Annotated in this window: 22 protein-coding genes; 15 read left to right on the top strand and 7 right to left on the bottom strand. The window is 72.4% G+C overall.

Annotation, left to right across the window (positions count from 1 at the left end):
- Nucleotides 1-22: 22 nt before the first annotated feature.
- Nucleotides 23-1069, top strand: a complete 1047-nt coding sequence (locus P2F65_RS11735; RefSeq protein WP_275807650.1) for a tRNA (adenine-N1)-methyltransferase — start codon at nt 23-25, stop codon at nt 1067-1069.
- Nucleotides 1070-1133: 64 nt separating this feature from the next.
- Nucleotides 1134-2879, top strand: a complete 1746-nt coding sequence (gene arc / locus P2F65_RS11730; RefSeq protein ID WP_275807648.1) for a proteasome ATPase — start codon at nt 1134-1136, stop codon at nt 2877-2879.
- A gap of 212 nt (nt 2880-3091) precedes the next feature.
- Here arc and P2F65_RS11725 read toward each other — a convergent pair whose 3' ends face one another.
- From P2F65_RS11725 to P2F65_RS11715, 3 genes are read right to left on the bottom strand one after another with little or no spacing between them, the layout of a single operon-like run.
- The gene (locus tag P2F65_RS11725; protein ID WP_275807645.1) at nt 3092-3574 is read right to left on the bottom strand and encodes a DUF3054 domain-containing protein; all 483 of its coding nucleotides are present in this window, start codon (nt 3572-3574) and stop codon (nt 3092-3094) included.
- Nucleotides 3571-4560 carry a ribose-phosphate pyrophosphokinase gene (locus P2F65_RS11720; RefSeq protein ID WP_275807642.1) on the bottom strand — a complete coding sequence of 330 codons (990 nt, stop codon included), beginning with the start codon at nt 4558-4560 and terminating at the stop codon, nt 3571-3573. Before P2F65_RS11720 ends, P2F65_RS11725 begins: the two co-directional genes overlap by 4 nt.
- A gap of 45 nt (nt 4561-4605) precedes the next feature.
- Entirely contained in the window at nt 4606-5595 is a 990-nt protein-coding gene (locus P2F65_RS11715; protein ID WP_275807639.1) for an alpha/beta hydrolase, read from the bottom strand.
- Between the two features lie 139 nt (nt 5596-5734).
- Between P2F65_RS11715 and dop the strand changes: the two genes are divergently transcribed.
- The 4 genes from dop to prcA all read left to right on the top strand — a co-directional run bounded on the left by dop (nt 5735) and on the right by prcA (nt 9198).
- Nucleotides 5735-7252 (top strand): depupylase/deamidase Dop, encoded by a 1518-nt coding sequence (gene dop, locus P2F65_RS11710; protein WP_275807636.1) that lies wholly within the window; start codon nt 5735-5737, stop codon nt 7250-7252.
- Between the two features lie 94 nt (nt 7253-7346).
- Nucleotides 7347-7553, top strand: coding sequence for a ubiquitin-like protein Pup (locus P2F65_RS11705; protein ID WP_091760181.1), 207 nt, complete (start codon nt 7347-7349; stop codon nt 7551-7553).
- Complete coding sequence (prcB, locus tag P2F65_RS11700; RefSeq protein WP_275807627.1) at nt 7550-8374, top strand: proteasome subunit beta; 825 nt, start codon at nt 7550-7552, stop codon at nt 8372-8374. Before P2F65_RS11705 ends, prcB begins: the two co-directional genes overlap by 4 nt.
- The gene (gene prcA, locus P2F65_RS11695) at nt 8371-9198 is read left to right on the top strand and encodes a proteasome subunit alpha (RefSeq protein ID WP_275807624.1); all 828 of its coding nucleotides are present in this window, start codon (nt 8371-8373) and stop codon (nt 9196-9198) included. Before prcB ends, prcA begins: the two co-directional genes overlap by 4 nt.
- A gap of 27 nt (nt 9199-9225) precedes the next feature.
- On the opposite strand, the gene P2F65_RS11690 is transcribed toward prcA, so the two are convergent.
- From P2F65_RS11690 to P2F65_RS11680, 3 genes are all read right to left on the bottom strand, one after another.
- Nucleotides 9226-10236, bottom strand: a complete 1011-nt coding sequence (locus P2F65_RS11690) for an NAD-dependent epimerase/dehydratase family protein (RefSeq protein WP_275807621.1) — start codon at nt 10234-10236, stop codon at nt 9226-9228.
- A gap of 61 nt (nt 10237-10297) precedes the next feature.
- Nucleotides 10298-11416, bottom strand: coding sequence for a hypothetical protein (locus tag P2F65_RS11685; protein ID WP_275807618.1), 1119 nt, complete (start codon nt 11414-11416; stop codon nt 10298-10300).
- Nucleotides 11413-12888 (bottom strand): hypothetical protein, encoded by a 1476-nt coding sequence (locus tag P2F65_RS11680; protein WP_275807615.1) that lies wholly within the window; start codon nt 12886-12888, stop codon nt 11413-11415. The genes P2F65_RS11685 and P2F65_RS11680 overlap by 4 nt, the downstream gene beginning before the upstream one ends.
- 75 nt (nt 12889-12963) lie before the next feature.
- On the opposite strand from P2F65_RS11680, the gene pafA reads away from it, so the two are divergent.
- The 3 genes from pafA to P2F65_RS11665 all read left to right on the top strand — a co-directional run bounded on the left by pafA (nt 12964) and on the right by P2F65_RS11665 (nt 15802).
- A complete protein-coding gene (pafA, locus tag P2F65_RS11675) occupies nt 12964-14331 on the top strand; it encodes a Pup--protein ligase (protein WP_275807612.1) in 1368 nt (455 codons plus the stop codon).
- A 76-nt stretch (nt 14332-14407) separates the two neighbouring features.
- Complete coding sequence (locus P2F65_RS11670; RefSeq protein WP_275807609.1) at nt 14408-15367, top strand: FKBP-type peptidyl-prolyl cis-trans isomerase; 960 nt, start codon at nt 14408-14410, stop codon at nt 15365-15367.
- Nucleotides 15368-15415: 48 nt separating this feature from the next.
- Nucleotides 15416-15802, top strand: a complete 387-nt coding sequence (locus P2F65_RS11665; RefSeq protein ID WP_275807606.1) for an FKBP-type peptidyl-prolyl cis-trans isomerase — start codon at nt 15416-15418, stop codon at nt 15800-15802.
- A 51-nt stretch (nt 15803-15853) separates the two neighbouring features.
- On the opposite strand, the gene P2F65_RS11660 is transcribed toward P2F65_RS11665, so the two are convergent.
- Nucleotides 15854-16963 (bottom strand): DUF3866 family protein, encoded by a 1110-nt coding sequence (locus P2F65_RS11660; protein WP_275807603.1) that lies wholly within the window; start codon nt 16961-16963, stop codon nt 15854-15856.
- A 52-nt stretch (nt 16964-17015) separates the two neighbouring features.
- Between P2F65_RS11660 and P2F65_RS11655 the strand changes: the two genes are divergently transcribed.
- Genes P2F65_RS11655 through P2F65_RS11630 form a run of 6 tightly spaced genes read left to right on the top strand, consistent with a single transcriptional unit; the run spans nt 17016 to nt 21497 of the window.
- Nucleotides 17016-18041: a WYL domain-containing protein gene (locus tag P2F65_RS11655; RefSeq protein ID WP_275807600.1), complete on the top strand. Its 1026-nt coding sequence runs from the start codon at nt 17016-17018 to the stop codon at nt 18039-18041.
- On the top strand, nt 18038-19054 hold the full coding sequence (locus P2F65_RS11650) for a WYL domain-containing protein (RefSeq protein ID WP_275807597.1): 1017 nt from the start codon (nt 18038-18040) through the stop codon (nt 19052-19054). The genes P2F65_RS11655 and P2F65_RS11650 overlap by 4 nt, the downstream gene beginning before the upstream one ends.
- An 11-nt stretch (nt 19055-19065) precedes the next feature.
- Nucleotides 19066-19377: a hypothetical protein gene (locus tag P2F65_RS11645; protein WP_275807594.1), complete on the top strand. Its 312-nt coding sequence runs from the start codon at nt 19066-19068 to the stop codon at nt 19375-19377.
- Between the two features lie 37 nt (nt 19378-19414).
- Nucleotides 19415-19738 carry a Sec-independent protein translocase subunit TatA gene (gene tatA, locus P2F65_RS11640; RefSeq protein WP_275807592.1) on the top strand — a complete coding sequence of 108 codons (324 nt, stop codon included), beginning with the start codon at nt 19415-19417 and terminating at the stop codon, nt 19736-19738.
- 32 nt (nt 19739-19770) lie between these two features.
- Nucleotides 19771-20580, top strand: a complete 810-nt coding sequence (tatC, locus tag P2F65_RS11635; RefSeq protein ID WP_275807589.1) for a twin-arginine translocase subunit TatC — start codon at nt 19771-19773, stop codon at nt 20578-20580.
- A gap of 11 nt (nt 20581-20591) precedes the next feature.
- Complete coding sequence (locus tag P2F65_RS11630) at nt 20592-21497, top strand: YegS/Rv2252/BmrU family lipid kinase (protein WP_275807585.1); 906 nt, start codon at nt 20592-20594, stop codon at nt 21495-21497.
- The last annotated feature ends 7 nt before the right edge of the window (nt 21498-21504 follow it).

Below are 21504 nucleotides of genomic sequence, written 5' to 3'. Positions count from 1 at the left end.
GCCACAACTAGACTGGCGCGCCATGACCAGCGCCGAGCAGCCAGACACCTCCACCGGCCCGATCGGCGCCTCCCTGCGCCGGGGTCCCTTCGCGGTGGGGGACCGGGTGCAGCTGACCGATCCCAAGGGCAGGCTGCACACCATCACCCTGGAGCCCGGTCGCGAGTTCCACACCCACCGCGGCCGCCTGGCGCACGACGACCTCATCGGAGGACCCGACGGCTCCGTGGTCAGGAACACCGCCGGCGTGGAGTACCTCGCCCTGCGTCCGCTGCTGTCCGACTACGTGATGTCCATGCCGCGCGGGGCGGCTGTGGTCTACCCCAAGGACGCCGGCCAGATCGTCACGATGGCCGACATCTTCCCCGGTGCACGGGTCGTGGAGGCGGGCGTCGGGTCCGGGGCGCTGTCCATGTCACTGCTGCGGGCGGTGGGCGAGCAGGGCAGCCTCCACTCGTTCGAGCGTCGCGAGGACTTCGCCGACATCGCCAAGGGCAACGCCCGGGCCTTCTTCGGGGTCGACCACCCCGCCTGGCAGGTCACCGTGGGCGACCTCGTCGAGGAGCTCCCGAAGGCGGTCGAGGACGGCACCGTGGACCGGGTCGTGCTCGACATGCTGGCGCCGTGGGAGTGCCTCGGGGCGGTCGCCGACGCGCTGCTGCCCGGTGGCGTGCTCATCTGCTACGTCGCCACCGCGACCCAGCTCTCCCGCGTGGCCGAGGCGATCCGCGACCACGGCGGCTTCACCGAGCCCGAGGCGTGGGAGTCGCTGGTGCGCGGCTGGCACCTCGAGGGCCTCGCGGTGCGGCCGCAGCACCGGATGCACGGCCACACCGGCTTCCTCATCACCACCCGCCGCCTCGCTCCCGGCGTCACGCCGCCCCTGCGCAAGCGGCGTCCCGCCAAGGGCGCGTACGGAGAGGAGGGCGCCGACACCGCGGCCGACCACGAGGCTTTCGGCCAGACCGGCGAGTGGACGCCCGAGGACATCGGGGAGCGGACCCCCTCGGACAAGAAGGTCCGAAAGCTGCGGCGATCTGTGACCCAAACCTCCGTGAACGAGGGGTAGTTCGGCGTTAGGGTCGGTTATCGGCCGCCGAGAGCGGTCGGACCTTCGATGTGAGGGAGCCGACATGAGCGACAAGACGAGCCACCGCGGCGACGACCACGCCGAGGAGCGCCGCCAGCAGCAGCTGCTCGCCGAGGAGGTGGCGGCCCTGCGCCAGCGCCTGGCCGACGCTCCCGCCCGCTCCCGCGAGCTCGAGACCAAGGTGCTGCAGCTCCAGTCGAACCTCGCCACCATCTCGTCGCAGAACGAACGCCTCGTGCGCACGCTCAAGGAGGCGCGCGAGCAGATCGTCACGCTCAAGAGCGAGGTCGACCGGCTGGCCCAGCCGCCGGCCGCCTACGGCATCGTGCTCGAGTCCTACGACGACGCCACGGTCGACATCCTGACCGGCGGCCGGAAGATGCACGTGGCGGTGAGCCCGGCGGTCGACCCGGGCGAGCTGTCCTCCGGCCGGGAGGTCCGCCTCAACGAGGCCATGAACGTGGTCGCCACCTGCGGCTTCGAGCGGGTCGGCGAGGTCGTCATGATCAAGGAGCTCCTCGACGACGACCGCGTCCTCGTCGTGGCCCACGCCGACGAGGAGCGCGTGGTGCGGATGGCCGAGTCCCTCGTCGGCGAGCCGATCCGGGTCGGCGACGCCCTGATGCTCGAACCCCGTTCCGGCTTCGTCTACGAGCGGATCCCGAAGGCCGAGGTCTCCGAGCTCGTGCTCGAGGAGGTCCCCGACATCGACTACGAGGACATCGGTGGCCTGGCGGGCCAGATCGAGGCGATCCGCGACGCCGTCGAGCTGCCCTACCTGCACCCCGACCTCTTCCTCGAGCACAAGCTGAAGCCGCCGAAGGGCGTGCTGCTCTACGGCCCGCCAGGGTGCGGCAAGACGCTCATCGCGAAGGCGGTCGCGTCGTCGCTGGCCCGCAAGGTCGCCGAGCGGGAGGGCAAGCCGGTCGGCAAGTCGTTCTTCCTGAACATCAAGGGCCCCGAGCTGCTCAACAAGTACGTCGGCGAGACCGAGCGCCACATCCGGCTCATCTTCCAGCGGGCCCGCGAGAAGGCGTCCGGGGGCACGCCCGTCGTCGTGTTCTTCGACGAGATGGACAGCCTGTTCCGCACCCGCGGCTCGGGCGTCTCCTCGGACGTCGAGACCACGATCGTGCCGCAGCTGCTCTCGGAGATCGACGGTGTCGAGCGCCTCGAGAACGTCATCGTCATCGGCGCCTCCAACCGCGAGGACATGATCGACCCCGCGATCCTGCGGCCCGGCCGCCTCGACGTGAAGATCAAGATCGAGCGCCCGGACGCCGAGAGCGCCCGCGACATCTTCACCAAGTACCTCGTCGCCGACCTGCCCCTGCACGAGCACGACCTCGCCGAGCACGGCGGCTCACCGCAGGCAACGGTCGACGCCATGATCACCGCGGCCGTGGAGCGGATGTACTCCGAGATCGAGGAGAACCGCTTCCTGGAGGTGACCTACGCCAACGGCGACAAGGAGGTCCTCTACTTCAAGGACTTCAACAGTGGCGCGATGATCCAGAACATCGTCGACCGGGCGAAGAAGATGGCCATCAAGGACTTCCTCACCCAGGGCCAGCGCGGCATCCGCGTCGACCACCTGCTCGCGAGCTGCGTCGACGAGTTCAAGGAGAACGAGGACCTGCCCAACACGACGAACCCCGACGACTGGGCACGCATCTCCGGCAAGAAGGGCGAGCGGATCGTCTACATCCGCACGCTCATCACCGGCAAGTCCGGAACCGAGCCGGGGCGCTCGATCGACAACGTCGCCAACACCGGCCAGTACCTGTAGCTCGCCCGGCCACCTGAAGGTCGCCAGGGACCGGGGTGGGCGGGAGGCCACGGATTCCCCCCACTCCGGTCAAGGAAGGACAAGGACGCGGGCCGGTCGGCCCCCCGCGCCCTACGGTGGAGGCATGTTCCCTCGATACGCCCTCTGCAACGGGGGGACCCGCGACGGCAAGCGGTATCCGCTGCACCGCGAGATCCGCCCGGGGTTCGAGTTCACGTGGGACGGCTCGACCTACCGCGTGCTCCGCCAGGTCGTGCAGACGGGCGCCGGGCCCATGTGGGTCGCCGCCGCGGCCTGAACGCCGACCACCCGGCTCGCCAGCCCAGCAGCAGGGCGCCCAGGACCAGCGTCGCCACGACCACAAAGGCCGGGTCGATGCCCGCGCCCGTGGCCCTGCGCAGGACCATGCCCCCCGCCACCGCGGCTGCCCACACGACGGCACCATCGGTCATGACCCGGCCCAGCGACCCTGGCCCGTCCTGCACCGCGGGGCGGGGCACCGGCCAGCGGCGGTGCCGTGCGCGCACCACCAGCCACCCGAGGGCCGTGCCGGTGAGGAACGGCCAGGCCGTCAGCAGCACGCCGTCCGGGGTCACACCCTCGGCGTGGCTGGAGCGGCCGGCCGCGGCGAACAGGAGCACGGCCAGGGCGTCGGCCGCCAGCGCCCCGACGACGGGGCGGGCACCCGCCCTCACGCGTGGACGGGGTCGAACAGCGTGGGCCGCGGCGGGGCGTGCGAGGGGTCCACGCCGTCGAAGAGGCTGCTGACCGACTCGCCGGCATGGATCCTCGAGATCGCCTCGGCGAACAACCCGGCGACGGAGCGGATCCTCAGCTCGGGCCAGCCCGTCGGCGCCGGCACCGTGTCGGTGGTGACGACCTCGCTGACCATGGGGTGGTCACGGAGCCGCTCGACCGCCCGTCCCGCGAACAGGCCGTGGGTGCACGCCACCGCCGCCTCGCGGCACCCCTGCTCCGCCAGCCGCTCGAGCAGCTCGACGATGGAGCCCCCCGTGGCGATCTCGTCATCGAGCACGATGGCGCGCTTTCCGGCGACGTCGCCGACGATCGCGTCGATGACCACGCGGTCGTCGCCGAGGCGCTGCTTGCTGCCGGCGGCCACAGGCAGGCCGAGCAGCCTGGCGAACTGGGTCGCGGTCTTGGCGTTGCCGAGGTCCGGGGAGACCACGACGCAGTCGCGCAGGTCGCGGTCGCGGAAGTGCTCGGCCAGCACCCCGATGGCCGTCAGGTGGTCGACCGGCACCGAGAAGAAGCCGTGGACCTGGGGTGCGTGCAGCGTCATCGTGAGCACCCGGTCGACCCCCGCGGTGCCCAGCATGTCGGCGACCAGTCGACCACCGAGGGAGATCCGGGAGGCGTCCTTCTTGTCCGACCGCGCGTAGGCGTAGTGGGGAATGACGGCGGTGATCTGGGCCGCGGAGGCCCCGCGTGCCGCGTCGATCATCAGGAGCAGCTCCATGAGGTGGTCCTGCGTGGGCGGCACCAGTGGCTGCACGATGTACACGTCGCGCTGTCGGCAGTTGGCGAGCAGCTGGGCCTGGAGGCAGTCGTTGCTGAACCGGCTGGTCTGGGCGGGGGAGAGTGGCACCGACAGCTCCGCGCAGATGTGCGCCGCGAGCTCGCGGTGGGCGCTGCCGGAGAACACGACGATGTCGCGCATGGGTCGGACTCCTCGGGGCTGGGTGCCGCGCTGCTGACTCGCAGACTATCCGGACTGTCGCCTGCCGTCCTGCTCGGCGGCATACAGGTGGGAGCGGAGCTCGTGCACCAGCTCCGCCCGGTGCTGGGCGCCGGCCGGCACCACCCCGGGGAACGACGCGAATCCGTGGGGCACCCGCACGTAGTTGGTCGCCCTGACCTCCACCCCCGCACGGCGCAGCGCGTCGGCATAGCGCAGGCCGTCGTCGCGCAGCGGGTCGAGGTCCGCGGTCTGCACCAGCGCGGGCGGCAGGCCGCCGAGGTCGCCGAACAGCGGGGAGAGGGCAGGGTCGCGCAGGTCTGCGCCCTGCGCCACGTAGTGGGCCCGGAAGGCGAGGATGCTGGCCAGCGTCAGCACGGGGGCGTGGGCGTGCTCCTGGATCGACGGTGACGCGAGCGTCAGGTCCACCGCGGGGTACACCAGCGCCTGGTGGGCGATGCGAGGTCCACCGCCGCCGCGGCTCGCCAGCGCCACCACCGCCGCGAGGTTGCCACCGGCGCTGTCGCCGCAGACCGCGAGGCGCGAGGTGTCCGCCCGCAGCACCGGGCCGCGGTCGGCCACCCAGCGGGCCGCGTCGATGCAGTCGTGGGCCGCAGTGGGTGCCTTGTGCTCCGGTGCCTTGCGGTAGTCGACGCTCACCACGACGGCCCGGACCTGCTGGGCCAGGTGGGTGCACAGCGGGTCGTACATCACGACGTTGCCCTGGACCCAGCCGCCGCCGTGGAAGAAGAGGACGACCGGGACGTCCGTCTCGGTGTCGCGCACCGCCCGCGGCCGGTAGACGCGCAGCGGCACCTCGTAGCCGTCGCGGGCCGTCGCGGTGCCGTAGGTGATGCCCACCCGGCGGTCGACGGGCCCGGTGACCCAGGTGAAGGGCGGGTGCGCGGGGTAGCTGCGACCGCGCTGGGCCTGGATCTCCTGGAGGCTGAGGCTCTCGACGGGCCTGCGCAGGAAGCGGTCGAGCACCGCGGTGAAGGCTGCGGTGAGGGGTGACATGGCACGGGGGGAGTGGCGCACTGGCCCATCATGGCCACCGGGACGGTGGTGGCGCGGGGTGGGTCCACGTGGGCTGCGTCACGACCTGTGCGGCACGCGGGGGAGGTGGCGCTTAGGGTGCTGCCATGGAGGTTGTCGCATGACCGTCCGCCGCGTGATGGGGATCGAGACCGAGTACGGGATCTCGGTGCCCGGGGATCCCGCGGCCAACCCGATGCTGCTCTCGGGGCAGGTGGTGCACGCCTACGCCTCGGCCCAGGGCATCCGGGCGGCGCACGCCTCCTGGGACTACGCCGACGAGGCGCCCCTTCGCGACGCGCGCGGCTTCGAGATGGGACGCGGCGTCGCCGACGCCAGCCAGCTCACCGACGAGGACGACCCGTCGCTGGCCAACGTCGTGCTGACCAACGGCTCACGGCTCTACGTCGACCACGCCCACCCCGAGTACAGCTCGCCCGAGGTGACCTCGCCGCGCGCCGCCGTGGCCTGGGACCGGGCCGGCGAGCTGATCATGCGCGAGTCGGTGCGGCGCCTCTCGCAGGTCCCTCCCGGGGTGAACCTCTACAAGAACAACACCGACGGCAAGGGCGCCTCGTACGGCACCCACGAGAACTACCTGATGCCCCGCGAGACGCCCTTCAGCGAGATCGTGCGCCACCTCATCCCCTTCTTCGTCGCCCGCCAGGTGGTGACCGGCTCGGGGCGGGTCGGCATCGGCCAGGACTCCCGGACGCCCGGGTTCCAGATCAGCCAGCGCAGCGACTTCTTCGAGGTCGAGGTCGGTCTCGAGACCACCCTGAAGCGGCCCATCGTCAACACCCGTGACGAGCCCCACGCCGTGGCCGACCTGTACCGCCGGTTGCACGTCATCATCGGCGACGCGAACCACTGCGACGTCGCCAACCTGCTCAAGCTCGGCACGACGTCGCTGGTCCTGGCGATGATCGAGGACCGGGCCATCGGCGAGGACCTCACCGTCAACCGCCCGGTGCACACCCTCCACAGGGTCAGCCACGACCCGACCTGCCGCGAGACCCTCGAGCTGCGCGACGGCACGAGGCTCACCGCCGTCCAGCTGCTGTGGCGCTACCACGAGCTCGCCGAGAAGTGGCTCGAGGAGCGGTATGCCGGCGAGCTCGACGACGACACGGCGGAGGTCATGTGGTGGTGGGGAACCGTGCTCGACCGCCTCGAGCGCGACCCCATGGAGGCCGCCAGGGAGGTCGACTGGGTGGCCAAGCTGAAGGTGCTCCAGGGCTACATCGACCGCGACGGCCTCGAGTGGTCCGACCACCGGCTCAAGGCGATCGACATCCAGTGGTCCGACGTCCGCCCGGACAAGGGGCTGTTCCACCGGCTGCGCGCCGCCGGGCACTTCGAGGAGCTCGTCAGCGACGACGAGGTGCTGCACGCGGTGCACGAGCCGCCCGTGGACACCCGGGCCTACTTCCGGGGCAAGTGCCTGGAGAAGTACCCCGACCAGATCGCGGCCGCCTCCTGGGACTCGGTGATCTTCGACGTCCCCGGGCACACCTCGCTGCAGCGGGTGCCCATGCTCGAGCCGCTGCGCGGAACCCGTGCAACCGTCGGGCCGTTGCTCGACCGAAGTGCTGACGCCGCAGCCCTTCTTCGCGAGTTGGCCTCTGCATCGGGCTAGGGTCCGACTAGGTTGATGAGCAGCAGCGTCGTCAGCAGCGACACACACGCCCCCGCACGTGAGGGCGGGCGGGGCTGAGAGCGGAGGTCACGAGATGCCAAGCCAGGAGCAGAGCCGGCCGCAGCGGCGCGACGACGCGCCCGACGAGGCGCCCGAGCCCACCCCGGCATCGCCGGAGGCCAGCGCTCGCAAGGAGAACCTCGACAGCGACATCGACAGCGTGCTCGACGAGATCGACGGCGTCCTGGAGTCCAACGCCGAGGAGTTCGTGCGCGGGTTCGTCCAGAAGGGCGGCCAGTGAGCCTCGGACCCGACGCCGGGAGGCTCCCGGCGGCATACCTCGCCGCAGGCTCCTCCTCCTTCACCGAGTTCGTGGGCGCGCACGCCCCGCACCTTCTTCCCTCGCGACGACCGCTGCCCACCGGAAGCTTCGAGGCCCCGCACGGCACGACCATCGTCGCGGCGACCTTCGCCGGGGGCGTGGTCATGGCCGGAGACCGCCGCGCGACCATGGGCAACATCATCGCCAACCGAGACATGGAGAAGGTCTTCGCCGCCGACGAGTACTCGGCCGTCGGCATCGCGGGCACGGCGGGGATCGCCATCGAGCTCGTGAGGCTCTTCCAGGTCGAGCTCGAGCACTACGAGAAGATCGAGGGCGCGCTCATGTCGCTCGAGGGCAAGGCCAACCGGCTGGCCTCGATGATCCGCGCCAACCTCGGCATGGCCATGCAGGGCCTGTCGGTCGTGCCGCTCTTCGCGGGCTACGACCTCGAGCGCCCCGGGGGCCGGATCTTCTCCTACGACGTCACCGGCGGCTGCTACGAGGAGAAGGACCACCACAGCGTCGGTTCGGGCTCCCTCTTCGCCCGCGGTGCCCTGAAGAAGCTGTGGCGTCCCCGGTTGGGCGTCGACGAGGCGGTCGACGTTGCCGTCGAGGCCATCTACGACGCCGCCGACGACGACTCGGCCACCGGTGGACCGGACCTCAGCCGCCGCATCTGGCCCACCCTCGCGGTCGTCGACGAGGCGGGCGTGCGGTTCCTCCCCGACGACGACCTTCGCGGGGTCGTCGAGCGGGTCCTGGCCCGACGCGACGGCAACCCGGGAGGTGCGCGATGACGAGCATGCCGTTCTACGTCTCGCCCGAGCAGCTGATGAAGGACCGGGCCGACTACGCGCGCAAGGGCATCGCCCGCGGCCGATCGGTGGTCGTGCTCGGTTACGACCGGGGCATCCTGTTCGTCGCCGAGAACCCCTCCCGGGCCCTGCACAAGGTCTCCGAGATCTACGACCGCATCGCCTTCGCGGCGGTCGGCAAGTACAACGAGTTCGAGAACCTGCGGGTCGCCGGTGTGCGGTACGCCGACCTGCGCGGCTACTCCTACGACCGGATCGACGTCACGGCGCGCGGGCTCGCCAACGCCTACGCGCAGACGCTCGGCACGGTGTTCACCCAGGAGTCCAAGCCCTACGAGGTCGAGATCGTCGTGGCCGAGGTCGGCCACGGCCCCGACGACGACCAGATCTACCGACTGACCTACGACGGGTCCGTCGCCGACGAGCACGGCTTCGTGGCGATGGGCGGGGCCGGTGACGTCATCGAGGGTGCGCTCAAGGAGCGCTGGAGGCCGGGGATGAGCCTCGGGGCGGCGCTCACCCTCGCGGTGGAGCTGCTCGGCAAGGACCCGGCCGGCGGACCCGACCGCACCCTGTCGCCCTCGCAGCTCGAGGTGGCGGTGCTCGACCGGGAGCGGCCGCGCCGCACGTTCCGGCGGATCGGAGGTGGGCTGCTGAGCAACCTGCTCAACCACGACAGCAAGGTCCAGGACGCCCCCACCGTCGACGACGCCACACCGGGTCACCACGACATCCTCACGGGGGAGACCCCGCGCGACGCCTCGACCAACCCCCAGACGCAGCGCCCGGACGCACAGGACTCCTGAGCCTTCGGGGCCACCGCCCGTCGCGCCCTAGCCGGGGCCGCTCGCCCGCACGGCAGCGAGTAGCTCCCGCTCGTCGGCGGGGGAGAGGCCTGCCTTGCGGACGCGACCCGGACCCGCCTGGAGCTCCCAGGCCAGGGTGTCGCGCATCGTGTCCTCGAGAGGACGCGTGACGAGCCCGGCAGCTCGGGCGCGACTGGTGTCCCGGTCCATGAAGGCCTCCCAACCGGGCGTGTTGACCCACAGGGGCAGCGAGCGCTGGCCGGCCCACTCCTGGACGCCCCGGGCCGCGAGCCACCCGGGGTCCGCCGCCACCGCCGGGCCGTCGTGGCCCGTCACCGACCGAGCGGTGGCCAGGTGCTGCTCGAGGGGAAGAACCGGTCCCGCCACGTTCATCACGCCCGCAGTGCGGTGCTCCGCGGACTCGACGAGCCAGGCCGCCAGGTCGCGCACGTCGATGAGCTGGGTCCTGAGCGCCGGCGAGTCGGGCACCAGCACCGCGCCGTCGTCGGTGGCGGGGTGGGCGAAGCGCAGCGGCCAGTAGCCGGTGCGGTCGGTGTGGTCGCCCGGGCCGCCGATGAGTCCGGACCGGGCGACCAGCGCGCCGTCCACGCCACGCGCCTGCAGCACGGCCTGCTCGCAGGCGACCTTGCCCTCGCCGTAGGTCTCGGCGGTGGCCTCCGCGGCGTCGAGGGCGGGAAGCAGGGCAGCCGACTCGTCGGCCCCGGGGGTGTCGTGCGCGGCGTAGACCGAGCACGAGGAGACCAGGACCCAGGTGCCGGTCCGGGGGGACAGCGCGGACAGGGCTGCGCGCACCTGCCCCGGCTGGCGGGCCAGGTCGACCACCGCGTCCCAGTCCCGGTCGGCGACCTCCTCGTAGGCACCGGGTCGGGTGCGGTCCGCCCGAACGAAGGCCGACCCCTGCGGTGACGGCCCTGACTCTCCGCGAGCCAGGGCCGTCACCGCATGGCCTCGTTCCATCGCGGCCGTGGCGACCTCCCGGCCGAGCCAGGCCGTCCCACCGAGCACCAGGATGTCCATGCCGGACACCGAACCAGCGCCCGGGAGCGACTGTCGAGGGGTTTCGCTCTCGGCGCAGGGCTCAGCGCCGGGCGCCCACACCCTGCTTCTGCGCGGTGGCCTTCCCCTTCTGCTGCTGCTCCTCGCCCTTCTTCGGCTCGTCGGCGCCCTGCGCCTCGTCGGCGGACGCCGGGACCTCGGCCTGTGCCTCGTCGCCGGGAGCCGGGACCTCGGCCTGCGGCTCGTCGCCGGGGGCAGAGGGCTCGGCCGGGACCTCGCCCACGAGGGACTCGGCCATCGACGCCCCGCCGAGGGTCGAGAGCATCTGCCGGACGTTGCTCAGCTGGGCGGTGATGCTGTCGCGGCGCGCGGTGGCCGCGGCGAGCTCGCGCTCGGAGTCACGGCGGATGCGCTCGGCCTGCTCCCGTGCGGCGACGACGTACCCCTCGGCCTCCTCGCGGGCCGCGGTCACCAGGGCCTTGGCCTCGGCGCGCGCCTGCCTGAGCGCCTGCTCGGACTCCGCGGAGAGGCTCTGGGCGCGCTGCTGGGCGTCGCTGAGCGCCTGCTCCTGCTGGGCCATCTGCGCGGCGAACTCCTGGGCGGCCGTCTCCCGGCGCTGGCCCAGGGTGGACTCGAAGTCCGCGGCGGCTGCGGCTGCCCGGGCGCGCTGGCTCTCGTAGAAGGCCTCGCCCTCCTCGCGTCGCGCGGAGGCTTCGCGGTCGGCGTCGTCGAGGATGGCGTCGGCCTCCCGACGCGCCTTCTCGACGACCAGCTTCGCCTCGGCGTCGGCCTTGGTGCGCACCTCCTCGGCGTAGCGGTCAGCCGCCGTGCGCGTCTCGTTGGCCTCGATGGTGGCGGTGCCCCGCAGCGTCTCGGCCTCGGCCGTGGCCGCCCGGCGCATCTCCTCGGCCTCCTCGTCGGCCAGCGCGAGGATCGTGCCGATCCGTTCGCCGAGGTCGGCGTAGGTCGGAGCGGCGGCTCTGCGGTGCTCGTCCTCGAGGGCGCTGAGGCGTTCGGCCTGGGCCGCGAGCTCCTCCCGCAGCCTGCCATTGGCCTGCTGCAGCTGGCTGGCCTCGATGGTGCGGTCGGCGGCCTCCTGGCGGGCCCCCACGAGCGCGCTCGAGAGCTCGTTGTGGCGCTTGTCGACCTCGGCGGGGTCGTAGCCGCGCAGGACGGTGCGGAAGGTGGGGGTCTGGCTCATCGTGGGTCCGTGCTCTCCTGGGAAGTGGCGGTGGGATGAATCGTGGTTGCGGTCGGGTTGTCGGAGGGCACCGCGAGGGCCTCGATGACCCCCGACAGGTGCCCGAGCTGCTGGGTGATGTCCTCGCGGCGCGCAGCGAGGACGGCGACCTCGGCCCGGGCCCGCTCGAGCATCGCCCGTGCTTCGACCCGGACGCGGTCGGCGTCGGCGCGGGCCTCGTCGGTGACGCGCATCAGCTCCGCGCGGGCCGCCTGGCTGGTGGCGTGGGCCTCACGCTGCAGGCGCTCGACCTCGTCCGCGGTGCGCTGGCGCACCAGTCGGGCGCCCCGCTCGGCCTCCTCCAGCCGGCGGCCGGCCCGCTGGGCAGCCGCCTGCTCCTGCTCGCGGGCGCCGGCGAGGACGCGGTCGGCCTCCTCCTGGGCCTGTCGCACCGTGCGCTCGGCAGCGGTCTCGGCGGAGACCAGCACCGCCTCCGCCTGGGCGCGCAGGCGATCCGACTCGGCCCTGGCGACCTCGAGCCCGGTGCGGGCCCGGTGCGCCGCCCGGGCGAGGGCACTCTGGATCGCCTGGCGCCGGGCGCGGGCCCGTGCCGTGAGCTCACGGTGCAGCTCCGTGCGCTTGCGCGCCGCTTCGGACTCCGCCTCGGCGACGATGCGCGCCACGGTCGCCGAAGCCCAGTCGAGCTGGCCGGCGGCCTCGGCGAGGAGCCGCTGGGCCTCCGCCTGCGCCGCGTCCACCACCGATGCGGCGTGCTTGGCCGCGTGGTCCCGGGTCACCTCGGCCCCCGCCGCCGCCTCCTGCGAGACCTGCTCCGCCAGGGCCAGCGACCGGGCGCGCTCCTGCTCGGCCCCCTCTCGCAGGGACGTCGCCGCTGCTGCCGCCTCGCGGACCACCCGTTCCGCCTCGGCGTCCGCAGCGTCGAGGCGGCGGGCCTCCTCGGCCTCGAGGGCCTCGAGACGGCGGCCGTGCTCGGCGTCTCGCGCGGCGGCCAGCTCCCGGGCGGTGGCAAGGGCCGCGTCGTGGTCGGCGCGGGCTGCCTCCGCCAGCTCGGCTGCCTGGGCCTCGGCAGCACTGCGGAGGCGGTCGGCCTCGTCCCGGGCCGTCGCGACGGCGTCCTCGCTCGTGCGGGTGGCGCGCTCGGTCAGGAGGGCGGCCTGCTCGGCGGCGTCGCCGAGCAGGCTCTCGGCGTCGGCTCGGGCCTCGGCCAGGGTCGCGGCGGCCCTCACGTGAGCGTGCTCGGCGTCGGCGTGGAGGCGGGCAGCCTCGTCGTGCAGGCGCTGGGCGTCGCTGCGGAGCGCCTCGGCCACGGACCGGGCGTCCGCCAGCACCCGGTCGGACTCCTGCCGCATCGCATCGGCGTAGGCCTGGGCCCGCTCGAGGATCGACTGGGTGTGCCGGGTCACGTCGCCGACCCCGCCGGGGGAGGAGGGGGGCGCCGCCTGCTGCTCGGGGGAGACAGCGACATCACGCATGGGCGACATGCTCTCAGATGCCGGGACCTGCCTCGTACCACACCTCCGCGGGGCTCACCGGCCTAGAGTGGCTTCATGGAGCGCCGGATCTTCGGTATCGAGAACGAGTACGGCATCACCTGCACCTTCGACGGGCAGCGCCGGCTCACGCCCGACGAGGTTGCGCGGTACCTGTTCCGGAAGGTCGTCTCGTGGGGCCGCTCGTCCAACGTCTTCCTCTCCAACGGCTCACGGCTCTACCTCGACGTCGGGTCGCACCCGGAGTACGCGACCCCGGAGTGCGACCACGTCCGCCAGCTCGTGATCCACGACAAGGCCGGGGAACGCATCCTCGAGGGGCTGGTCGCCGACGCCCAGGAGCGACTGGTCGAGGAGGGGGTGCAGGGCGAGATCTACGTCTTCAAGAACAACACCGACTCGGCCGGCAACTCCTACGGCTGCCACGAGAACTACCTGGTGGGGCGCGCCGGTGAGTTCCAGCAGCTCTCGGACGTGCTCATCCCGTTCCTCGTCAGCCGGCAGATCACGTGCGGCGCCGGCAAGGTCGTCACGACGTCCAAGGGCGCCACCTACTGCGTCAGCCAGCGGGCGGACCACATCTGGGAGGGCGTCTCCTCGGCGACCACCCGCTCGCGCCCCATCATCAACACCCGTGACGAGCCGCACGCCGACGCCGAGCGCTACCGGCGGCTGCACGTCATCGTGGGCGACTCCAACATGAGCGAGACGACGACCATGCTCAAGGTCGGCTCGTGCGACCTGGTCCTGCGCATGATCGAGGCCGGCGTGGTCATGCGCGACCTCACCTTGGAGAACCCGATCCGGGCCATTCGCGAGATGAGCCACGACATGACCGGCCGCAAGACGGTGCGCCTGCACAACGGACGCGAGCTGTCCGCCCTGCAGATCCAGGGGGAGTACCTCGAACGGGCCCAGGCGTTCGCCGACCGGGAGGGTCTCGAGGACCCGATCCACAAGCAGGTCCTCGACCTGTGGGAGCGCACGCTCACCGCCGTCGAGACCGGCAACCTGTCGATGGTCGACACCGAGATCGACTGGGTCATCAAGCACCGCCTCATCACCAGCTACGCCGAGAAGCACGGCCTGCCGCTGGAACACCCCCGCATCGCCCAGCTCGACCTCGCCTACCACGACATCAACCGCCGGCGGGGCCTGTTCTACCTGCTGCAGAAGCATGGCCGGGCTGCGCGGGTCTGCACCGACCCCGAGGTCTTCGAGGCCAAGACCCGGCCACCGCAGACCACTCGCGCGAAGCTGCGCGGCGACTTCATCCGGGCGGCGCAGGAGCACCGGCGCGACTTCACGGTCGACTGGGTGCACCTGAAGCTCAACGACCAGGCGCAGCGCACGGTGCTCTGCAAGGACCCGTTCGCCGCTGTGGACGCCCGGGTGGACCGCCTCATCGAGGGCATGGGCGGCTAGACCGTCGGAACCCCCGTCGCGCCGCAGCAGTTATGGTGGACGTTCCCGTGCTCCATCGTCCACCGAAAGATCCCTCGTGCTGAAACGACGTACCCGCACCCTGTCCACCGCCGCCCTCGCGGCGGTCGTTGCCGTCGGCGGCCTCAGCGCCTGTGGTGACGGCAAGGGCGAGGCCAAGCCCACCGCTCTCGACCAGACCACGGTCTCGGGCGGCAGCGCGAGCGAGGCACCCAAGGTCGAGGTAAAGCCCAAGCCGCTGTCGGTGACCGAGACCCAGACGCGGGTCCTGAAGGAGGGCGACGGCCCCGTCGTCAACGGCTCCGAGATCGTGAGCCTGAAGTACGTCCTGCTCAACGGCAAGGACGGCAGCCAGCTCGACACGAACTTCGGCAAGCAGAACCTGGGCCTCAACCTCGGCGACGAGAACCTGCTCCCCGGCATCAAGAAGGGCGTGACCAACCAGAAGGTCGGCTCCCGCCTGCTGGTCGCGATGCCGCCCAAGGACGCCTTCGGCGAGCAGGGCAACGCCGACATCAAGGTCGCCAAGGACGACACGGTGGTCTTCCTGTTCGACGTCGTCTCGGCCACGACCCCGCTCAAGAGCGCCAAGGGCAAGGCTGTGAACCCGCCCAAGGACCTGCCGACCGCCAAGGTCGAGGAGGGCAAGCCGGCCACCATCACGATCCCGAAGGGCCAGGAGCCGCCGAAGGACACCGTCTCCCAGGTGCTCATCGAGGGCGAGGGCAAGAAGGTCGAGGCCGGCCAGACCATCCGCGTCAGCTACACGGGCGCGCTGTGGAAGGACGGCAAGAACTTCGACAGCAGCGCCAACAGCCCCGACGGCTACTTCGAGACGGTCATCGGGCAGAAGCAGGTCATCACGGCCTGGGACACCCAGCTCGTCGGAAAGCCGGTCGGCAGCCGCGTGCTTCTGGTCGTGCCGCCCAAGGACGGCTACGGCGCCGCCGGCTCGCCCCCCAAGATCAGCGGCACCGACACGCTGGTTTTCGTGGTCGACATCCTCGCGGCCTACTGACCGGCCGCCGCCATCCCCCTGAGCAACCCCACCACCGAGAGGAACCCCATGGGCTTCGACCCCAACACCACCAAGCCGGAGATCGACTTCCCGGGCGACGAGGCCCCCAGCCAGCTCGTCGTCGAGGACCTCAAGGAGGGTGACGGCGCCGAGGCCGGTGCCGGCGACACCATCAAGGCGCACTACGTCGGCGTCGCCCACTCGACCGGCGAGGAGTTCGACGCCTCCTGGAACCGCGGCGCCCCGCTGGAGTTCCGGCTCGGCGTCGGCCAGGTCATCCGCGGGTGGGACGAGGGCATCGTCGGCATGCGCGTCGGCGGCCGCCGCCGACTGACCATCCCCGCTGACCTGGCCTACGGCGACCGCGGCGCGGGCAACGTGATCAAGCCCGGCGAGACGCTGGTCTTCGTGGTCGACCTGGTCGACGTGGCCTGAGCCGACCCCTCCCTGCTCCACCCTGGGCCGCCCCGCCACGCGCGGGGCGGCTCAGTGCGTCTGCGAGGGAGCCGCCTGCACGGCGTACCGGCCGGCCGCGGCCGCGGCAACGAACGCGGCGCGGTCCTCGTCCAGGCCCCGCCCCATGGTCGACAGGCGCGTCGGTGCAGCCCGCAGCGCCGCGTCGAGGCCGTCCACAGCGACCTCCACCGCACTGAGCCGGCCGCCGCTGTCCTCACAGAGCTCGCGCACCTGGTCCCGCACGAGGTCGCCGATCTCCCCGTCGAGGGCCGGCACCGGCACCGTCGCGGGCACGAGTGCCACGCGTCCGTATGCCGTACGGCTGTGGTGCGAGACGCCGCGGTGGCGCGGGCGCGCGTCGCCTTCCGAGACGCGCAGGGAGGCGACCGGGCGACCGCCGAGCACGTGGGCGGCGTTGAGGGCCTCGCCGGCGGCCACGCCGGAGTAGCCCCAGGTGGTTCCGGTGCCCACGTTGCCCGGGCCCTGGGCGACGACGACGACGTCGGCGCGCAGGACGTGGACGGCGGCGAGCAGGCCGCTGTGCACCGTGACCGCCTCGTGGTCGCCGCCGAAGGCCTGGCCGACCGTGATGGTGCCGGCCAGCCAGTGCGCGGCACGCAGGGTGGAGACCGTGCGGGAGAACGCCGCCGGCAGGGCGCCGCCGTCGGTCATGACGTAGACGACGCGGGCGCCCGGCTCGTCGGCGCGCACGCCGGCCACGACGGCCGGCAGGGCGGAGTGCAGGTCGGCGACCACCACCGGCACGCCCCCGAGGTCGTCGGCGTGCTCGAGGACCCCGTGGTGGGGGCTCTCCTGCTCGTCGACGGCGAGGAACATCTGCTGCTGGGGCGTGTAGCGCGCCTTGACGATGTGACCGGGACCGGGGCGGGGATCGGCGGGCAGGCGGTCGGGCACCGCGACGACGAAGGCGAGCCCGCCGGTGCCCAGGCCTCGCAGCAGCGCAGACGCGTTGAGCAGCACCCGGTCACCCGGGTGAGGGTCGCCGACCATGGCCGTGTAGGCCAACGCCTTGACCGGGCCGGAGGCGCCCGCCGCCCCCTCGAGGCGCACGGCATACACCGCCGCCCCGGACCACCGCTGGAGCTCGCGTTCGACCGTCCCGGCGCGCCACTGCATCACGACGGGCAGACTATCCACGCTGCCCGCCCCGCCGTCGGGTAGCGTCGGGCGGGTGAGTGCCCCCGGAGGACCTGCCGCCAAGACGGAGCGGCTCCTCAACCTCGTCCTCTGCTTGCTCTACACCCGCAGGCCCCTGACGAAGTCCACGATCCGCACGATGGTGCCGCAGTACGGCGCCGCCGCCTCCGACGAGGCCTTCGACCGGATGTTCGAGCGCGACAAGGACGAGCTGCGCGAGCTCGGCATCCCGCTCGTCACCGAGGAGACGAGCACGATCTGGGAGGACGAGACCGGCTACCGGATCGACCAGCGCGAGTACGCGCTGCCGGAGATCTCCTTCGAGCCGGACGAGCTGGCCGTCCTCGGCCTGGCGAGCCGCACGTGGGCGCACGCGTCGCTGGCCGGGCCGGCCGCCCAGGCCCTGCGCAAGCTCAAGGCCTCCGGCATCGAGCGCGACAGCGAGTCGCTCATCGGCATCGAGCCGCGGCTGCGCACGACCGAGCCCGCCTTCGACGACGTCAAGAACGCCGTGGTGAGGCGGCGACAGGTCGAGTTCGACTACCGCACCGGTGGCGAGGGGCAGACGCGCCAGCGGCACGTGCAGCCCTGGGGCCTGGCCTCCTGGCACGGGCGCTGGTACCTCACCGGGCACGACCTCGACCGCGACGCCCCGCGCGTCTTCCGGCTCTCGCGCATCAGCGGCACCGTGCGGGTCAAGGGCCCGGCGAACGCCTTCGAGGTGCCGGCGGAGCACCGGCCGCGGGACATGATCCGCACCACCGTGGGCGAGCAGCGCCCGCAGCAGGCGCGTCTGCGGGTGCGCGACGGCCGCGGCCTGTCGCTGCGGCGGCGCGCCACCGCCGCCACCGACGCCGGGGACGGCTGGTGGGAGCTGGAGGTCGAGCTCACCGACGCCGAGGCGTTCGCCGACGAGGTCACCGGTTACGGACCCGACGTGGTCGTCATCGAGCCTGCCGAGGTCCGCGAGGCGGTGGTGCGACGCCTCACCGGCGCGGCCCGGGCCCACCTGCCGGCCGGCGCAGCGCACACCAGCGCGCTCGTGGGGGAGGACGCGTGAGCGGGGGACCGGGCACGAGGCGCACCGCAGAGTCTGCCACCGACAGGCTCTCCCGGCTGCTGACGATGGTGCCGTGGCTGGTCAACCGGCAGGGCATCGACCTCGCCGAGGCGGCCGCGGGGCTCGGCGTCACCGAGCGCCAGCTCGAGGACGACCTGCAGCTGCTCTTCATGTGTGGCTACGGACAGATGCCCGACGAGCTCATCGACGCCCAGTGGGAGGGCGGGCGGGTCTTCGTCTCCAACGCCGACACCATCGCCCGGCCGCTGCGGCTCGGCGTCGACGAGGCGCTCACGCTGATGGTGGGGCTGCGCGCGCTCGCCGCGGTGCCCGGCATCGGCGAGCGTGACGCGATCGAGCGAGCCCTGGCCAAGCTCGAGCAGGCCACCGGGGCCAGCGCGGAGGCCGCCGCGCGGGTCGACGTGGCCATCGACGAGGGCGTTGCCGCCGAGCTGCTCGCCGACGCCCGGCGCGCGCTCGAGCAGCGCCGCCGCGTGCACCTGCGCTACCTCGTGCCCAGCCGCGACGAGGCCACCGAGCGCGACGTCGACCCCATGCGCGTCGTCAACCTCGACGCCCACTGGTACCTCGAGGGCTGGTGTCACCGCGCCCAGGACACCCGGCTGTTCCGCATGGACCGCATCGAGCGCCTCGAGGTGCTCGATGCGGACGGCACGCCCCCGGAGCAGGCCCAGCTGCGCGACCTCGACGCCGGCACGTTCAGCGCCCGGCCCGACGACCTGCTCGTCAGCCTGCGCCTGCTGCCCGGGGCCACCTGGGTGAGCGACTACTACCCGGTCGAGTCCGTGGAGGCGCACGACGACGGCTCGCAGACGGTCGGCCTGCGCACGAGCGACACCGCCTGGCTGCGCCGGCTGCTGTGGCGCCTCGGCGGTCGCGGTGTCGTCCTCTCCCCGCCCGGGGTCGCCGAGGAGGTGCGCCACGGAGCGGAAGCCGCGCTCGCGGCATACCGGGAGGGCACCGAGGTGCCCACCGCAGGCGACGGCGGGTAGGGTCGTCGCCCGTGTGGTGGTGGGTGCTGATCTGGACGCTCCTGGTGGTGATCGCCGGGGTGTACCTCGTCGCGCGCCTGTGGGGCCTGTGGGGCCAGGTCAAGGAGCTCGCCGCCGAGACCGAGCGGGCCAGCTCGACCCTCGCCGCCCTCGAGGCGCAGGTCGAGCGGCTGGGGGAGCCCACGCCGCCCGTTCCGCTGGCCGTGTTCCAGGACCCCCGCGACCTGCGCCACCACAGGGCCACGACCCGGGCCGAGCTTCGCGCCCAGCGCACGGCCCGCCGGGCGGAGCGGCTCCCGCTCTGGGCCCGCGACGTAGACTGACAGCCGTTAGCCCCACCGCCATCGAAAGGCGCCTGACATGCCCAACCTCGGTCCCACCGAGCTCATCATCATCGCGGTCGTCGTCGTCCTGCTCTTTGGCTGGAAGAAGCTACCCGATGCCGCCCGCAGCCTGGGCCGCTCGATGCGTATCTTCAAGTCCGAGGTGTCGGAGATGAAGAACGACGGCAAGTCCGCCGCCAGCTCCGACACCGTGCGCGGGGAGACCGTCCGCGAGGACGCCCCGCGCACGGACAACCAGCCCGGCAGTGCGGGCACCACCCCGGGCCACACCAGCCCCGGGACCACCACCCCAGGGTCCACCGGCTCCACCGGCACGGGCACGTCCGGCCCCATCTCCTGACCGCCCACCCCGCAGGCACCGACAGCACCCACATGGCAGCGTTCCGCCGTCCCCGCAACCCCGAGGGGCGGATGTCACTGGGAGACCATCTGCGCGAGCTGCGCCGGCGGCTGTTCATCTCCGCGCTCGCCCTCGTGGCCGGAGCCGTGGTGGGCTGGATCTACTACGACGAGGTCTACCAGCAGCTCGCCTCGCCGTTCTACGCCTACAAGGAGGCCAGCGGCAACGAGCTGGTGAGCCTGAACTTCAGCAACGCCACCGCGGCGTTCTCGCAGCAGGTCAGCATCTCCATCTTCGTCGGCCTGCTGCTGTCGAGCCCGGTGTGGCTCTACCAGCTGTGGGCCTTCATCGTCCCGGGCCTGACGAGGAAGGAGAAGCGGGTCTCGCTGGCCTTCGTCGCGGCCATCGTCCCGCTGTTCCTCGCGGGCTGCTGGATGGCCTACGTGACGATGCCCAAGGCCCTGACCCTGCTCTACGGCTTCACCCCCGAGGGCGCCTCCAACATCCAGCAGACGTCCGACTACTTCGGCTTCGTCACCCGGTTCATCGTGGTGTTCGGCCTCGCCTTCCTGCTGCCGGTCTTCCTCGTCGCCCTTAACGTCGCGCACGTCATCTCCGCGCGCGGGATGCTGCGCACCTGGCGCCCCGCCGTGTTCGTCATCTTCGTCTTCGCGGCAGTGGCCACGCCGACGCCCGACCCGTTCACGATGTTCCTGCTGGCCGCCCCGCTGACGGTGCTCTACTTCGCGGCCATCGGCGTCGCCTTCCTCATCGACCGCCGGCGCGAGAAGGCCAAGCCCGAGTGGGCCGAGCTTCCCGACGACCAGGCCTCGACGCTGTAGCGTTCGCGTCCGTGGGCAAGCGCATCGGCCTGGTGGTCAACCCCACCTCGGGCAAGAACCGTGGGGGAACCCTCGGCCTCGAGGTGGCCCACCGCCTGCGGGCCCGGGGCCACGAGGTGCTCGACCTCTCCGACGAGACGGCGGCGGCGGCCCGCGACCGGGCCATCGGCGCCATCGCCCAGGGCATCGACGTGCTGGCTGTCGTGGGGGGCGACGGCATGGTCCACCTCGGCGTCAACCTGTGCGCCGACACCAAGACGCCGCTGGCCATCATCGCGGCCGGCACCGGCAACGACGTCGCGCGGGGGCTGGGGCTGCCCGTGCACGACCCCATCACCGCGACCGACGTCGTCGGCACCGGCATACCGCGCCAGATCGACGTGGTGCGCCACGTCGACTCGCGCGGCGACGTGCGGTGGTACGCCGGCGTGCTCGGCGCCGGCTTCGACTCGCTGGTCAACGAGCGCGCCAACACGTGGCCGTGGCCCAAGGGCCGGATGCGCTACAACCTGGCCATTGCCCGCGAGCTGCCCGGCTTCCGGGCGATACCGTATGCCGTGACCGTCGACGGGGTGCGCCACGAGACCGCCGCGATGCTGGTGACCGTCGGGAACGGGCCCTCCTACGGGGGCGGCATGCGGGTCTGCCCGGACGCCTCCTTCGACGACGGACTCCTCGACGTCATGGTGCTCCACGACATCAGCACCCTCGAGTTCCTCAAGGTGTTCCCGACCGTCTTCAAGGGCACGCACGTCCGGCACCCGGCCGTGGAGGTGCTGCGTGGCCGCGAGGTCACCCTCGAGGCCGAGGGGATCATGGCCTACGCGGACGGGGAGCGGTTCGCCCCGCTGCCGTTGACCCTGGAGGTCGTGCCCGCGGCGCTCACGGTCATGGTGCCGGCCGTGGCGCGTGGGTGAGGGGACC

The sequence above is a fragment of the Knoellia sp. p5-6-4 genome (assembly GCF_029222705.1).
Taxonomy (GTDB): domain Bacteria; phylum Actinomycetota; class Actinomycetes; order Actinomycetales; family Dermatophilaceae; genus Pedococcus_A.
Note: the sequence above shows the minus strand (reverse complement) of the source record. Positions and strands in the feature narration are given on the sequence as shown.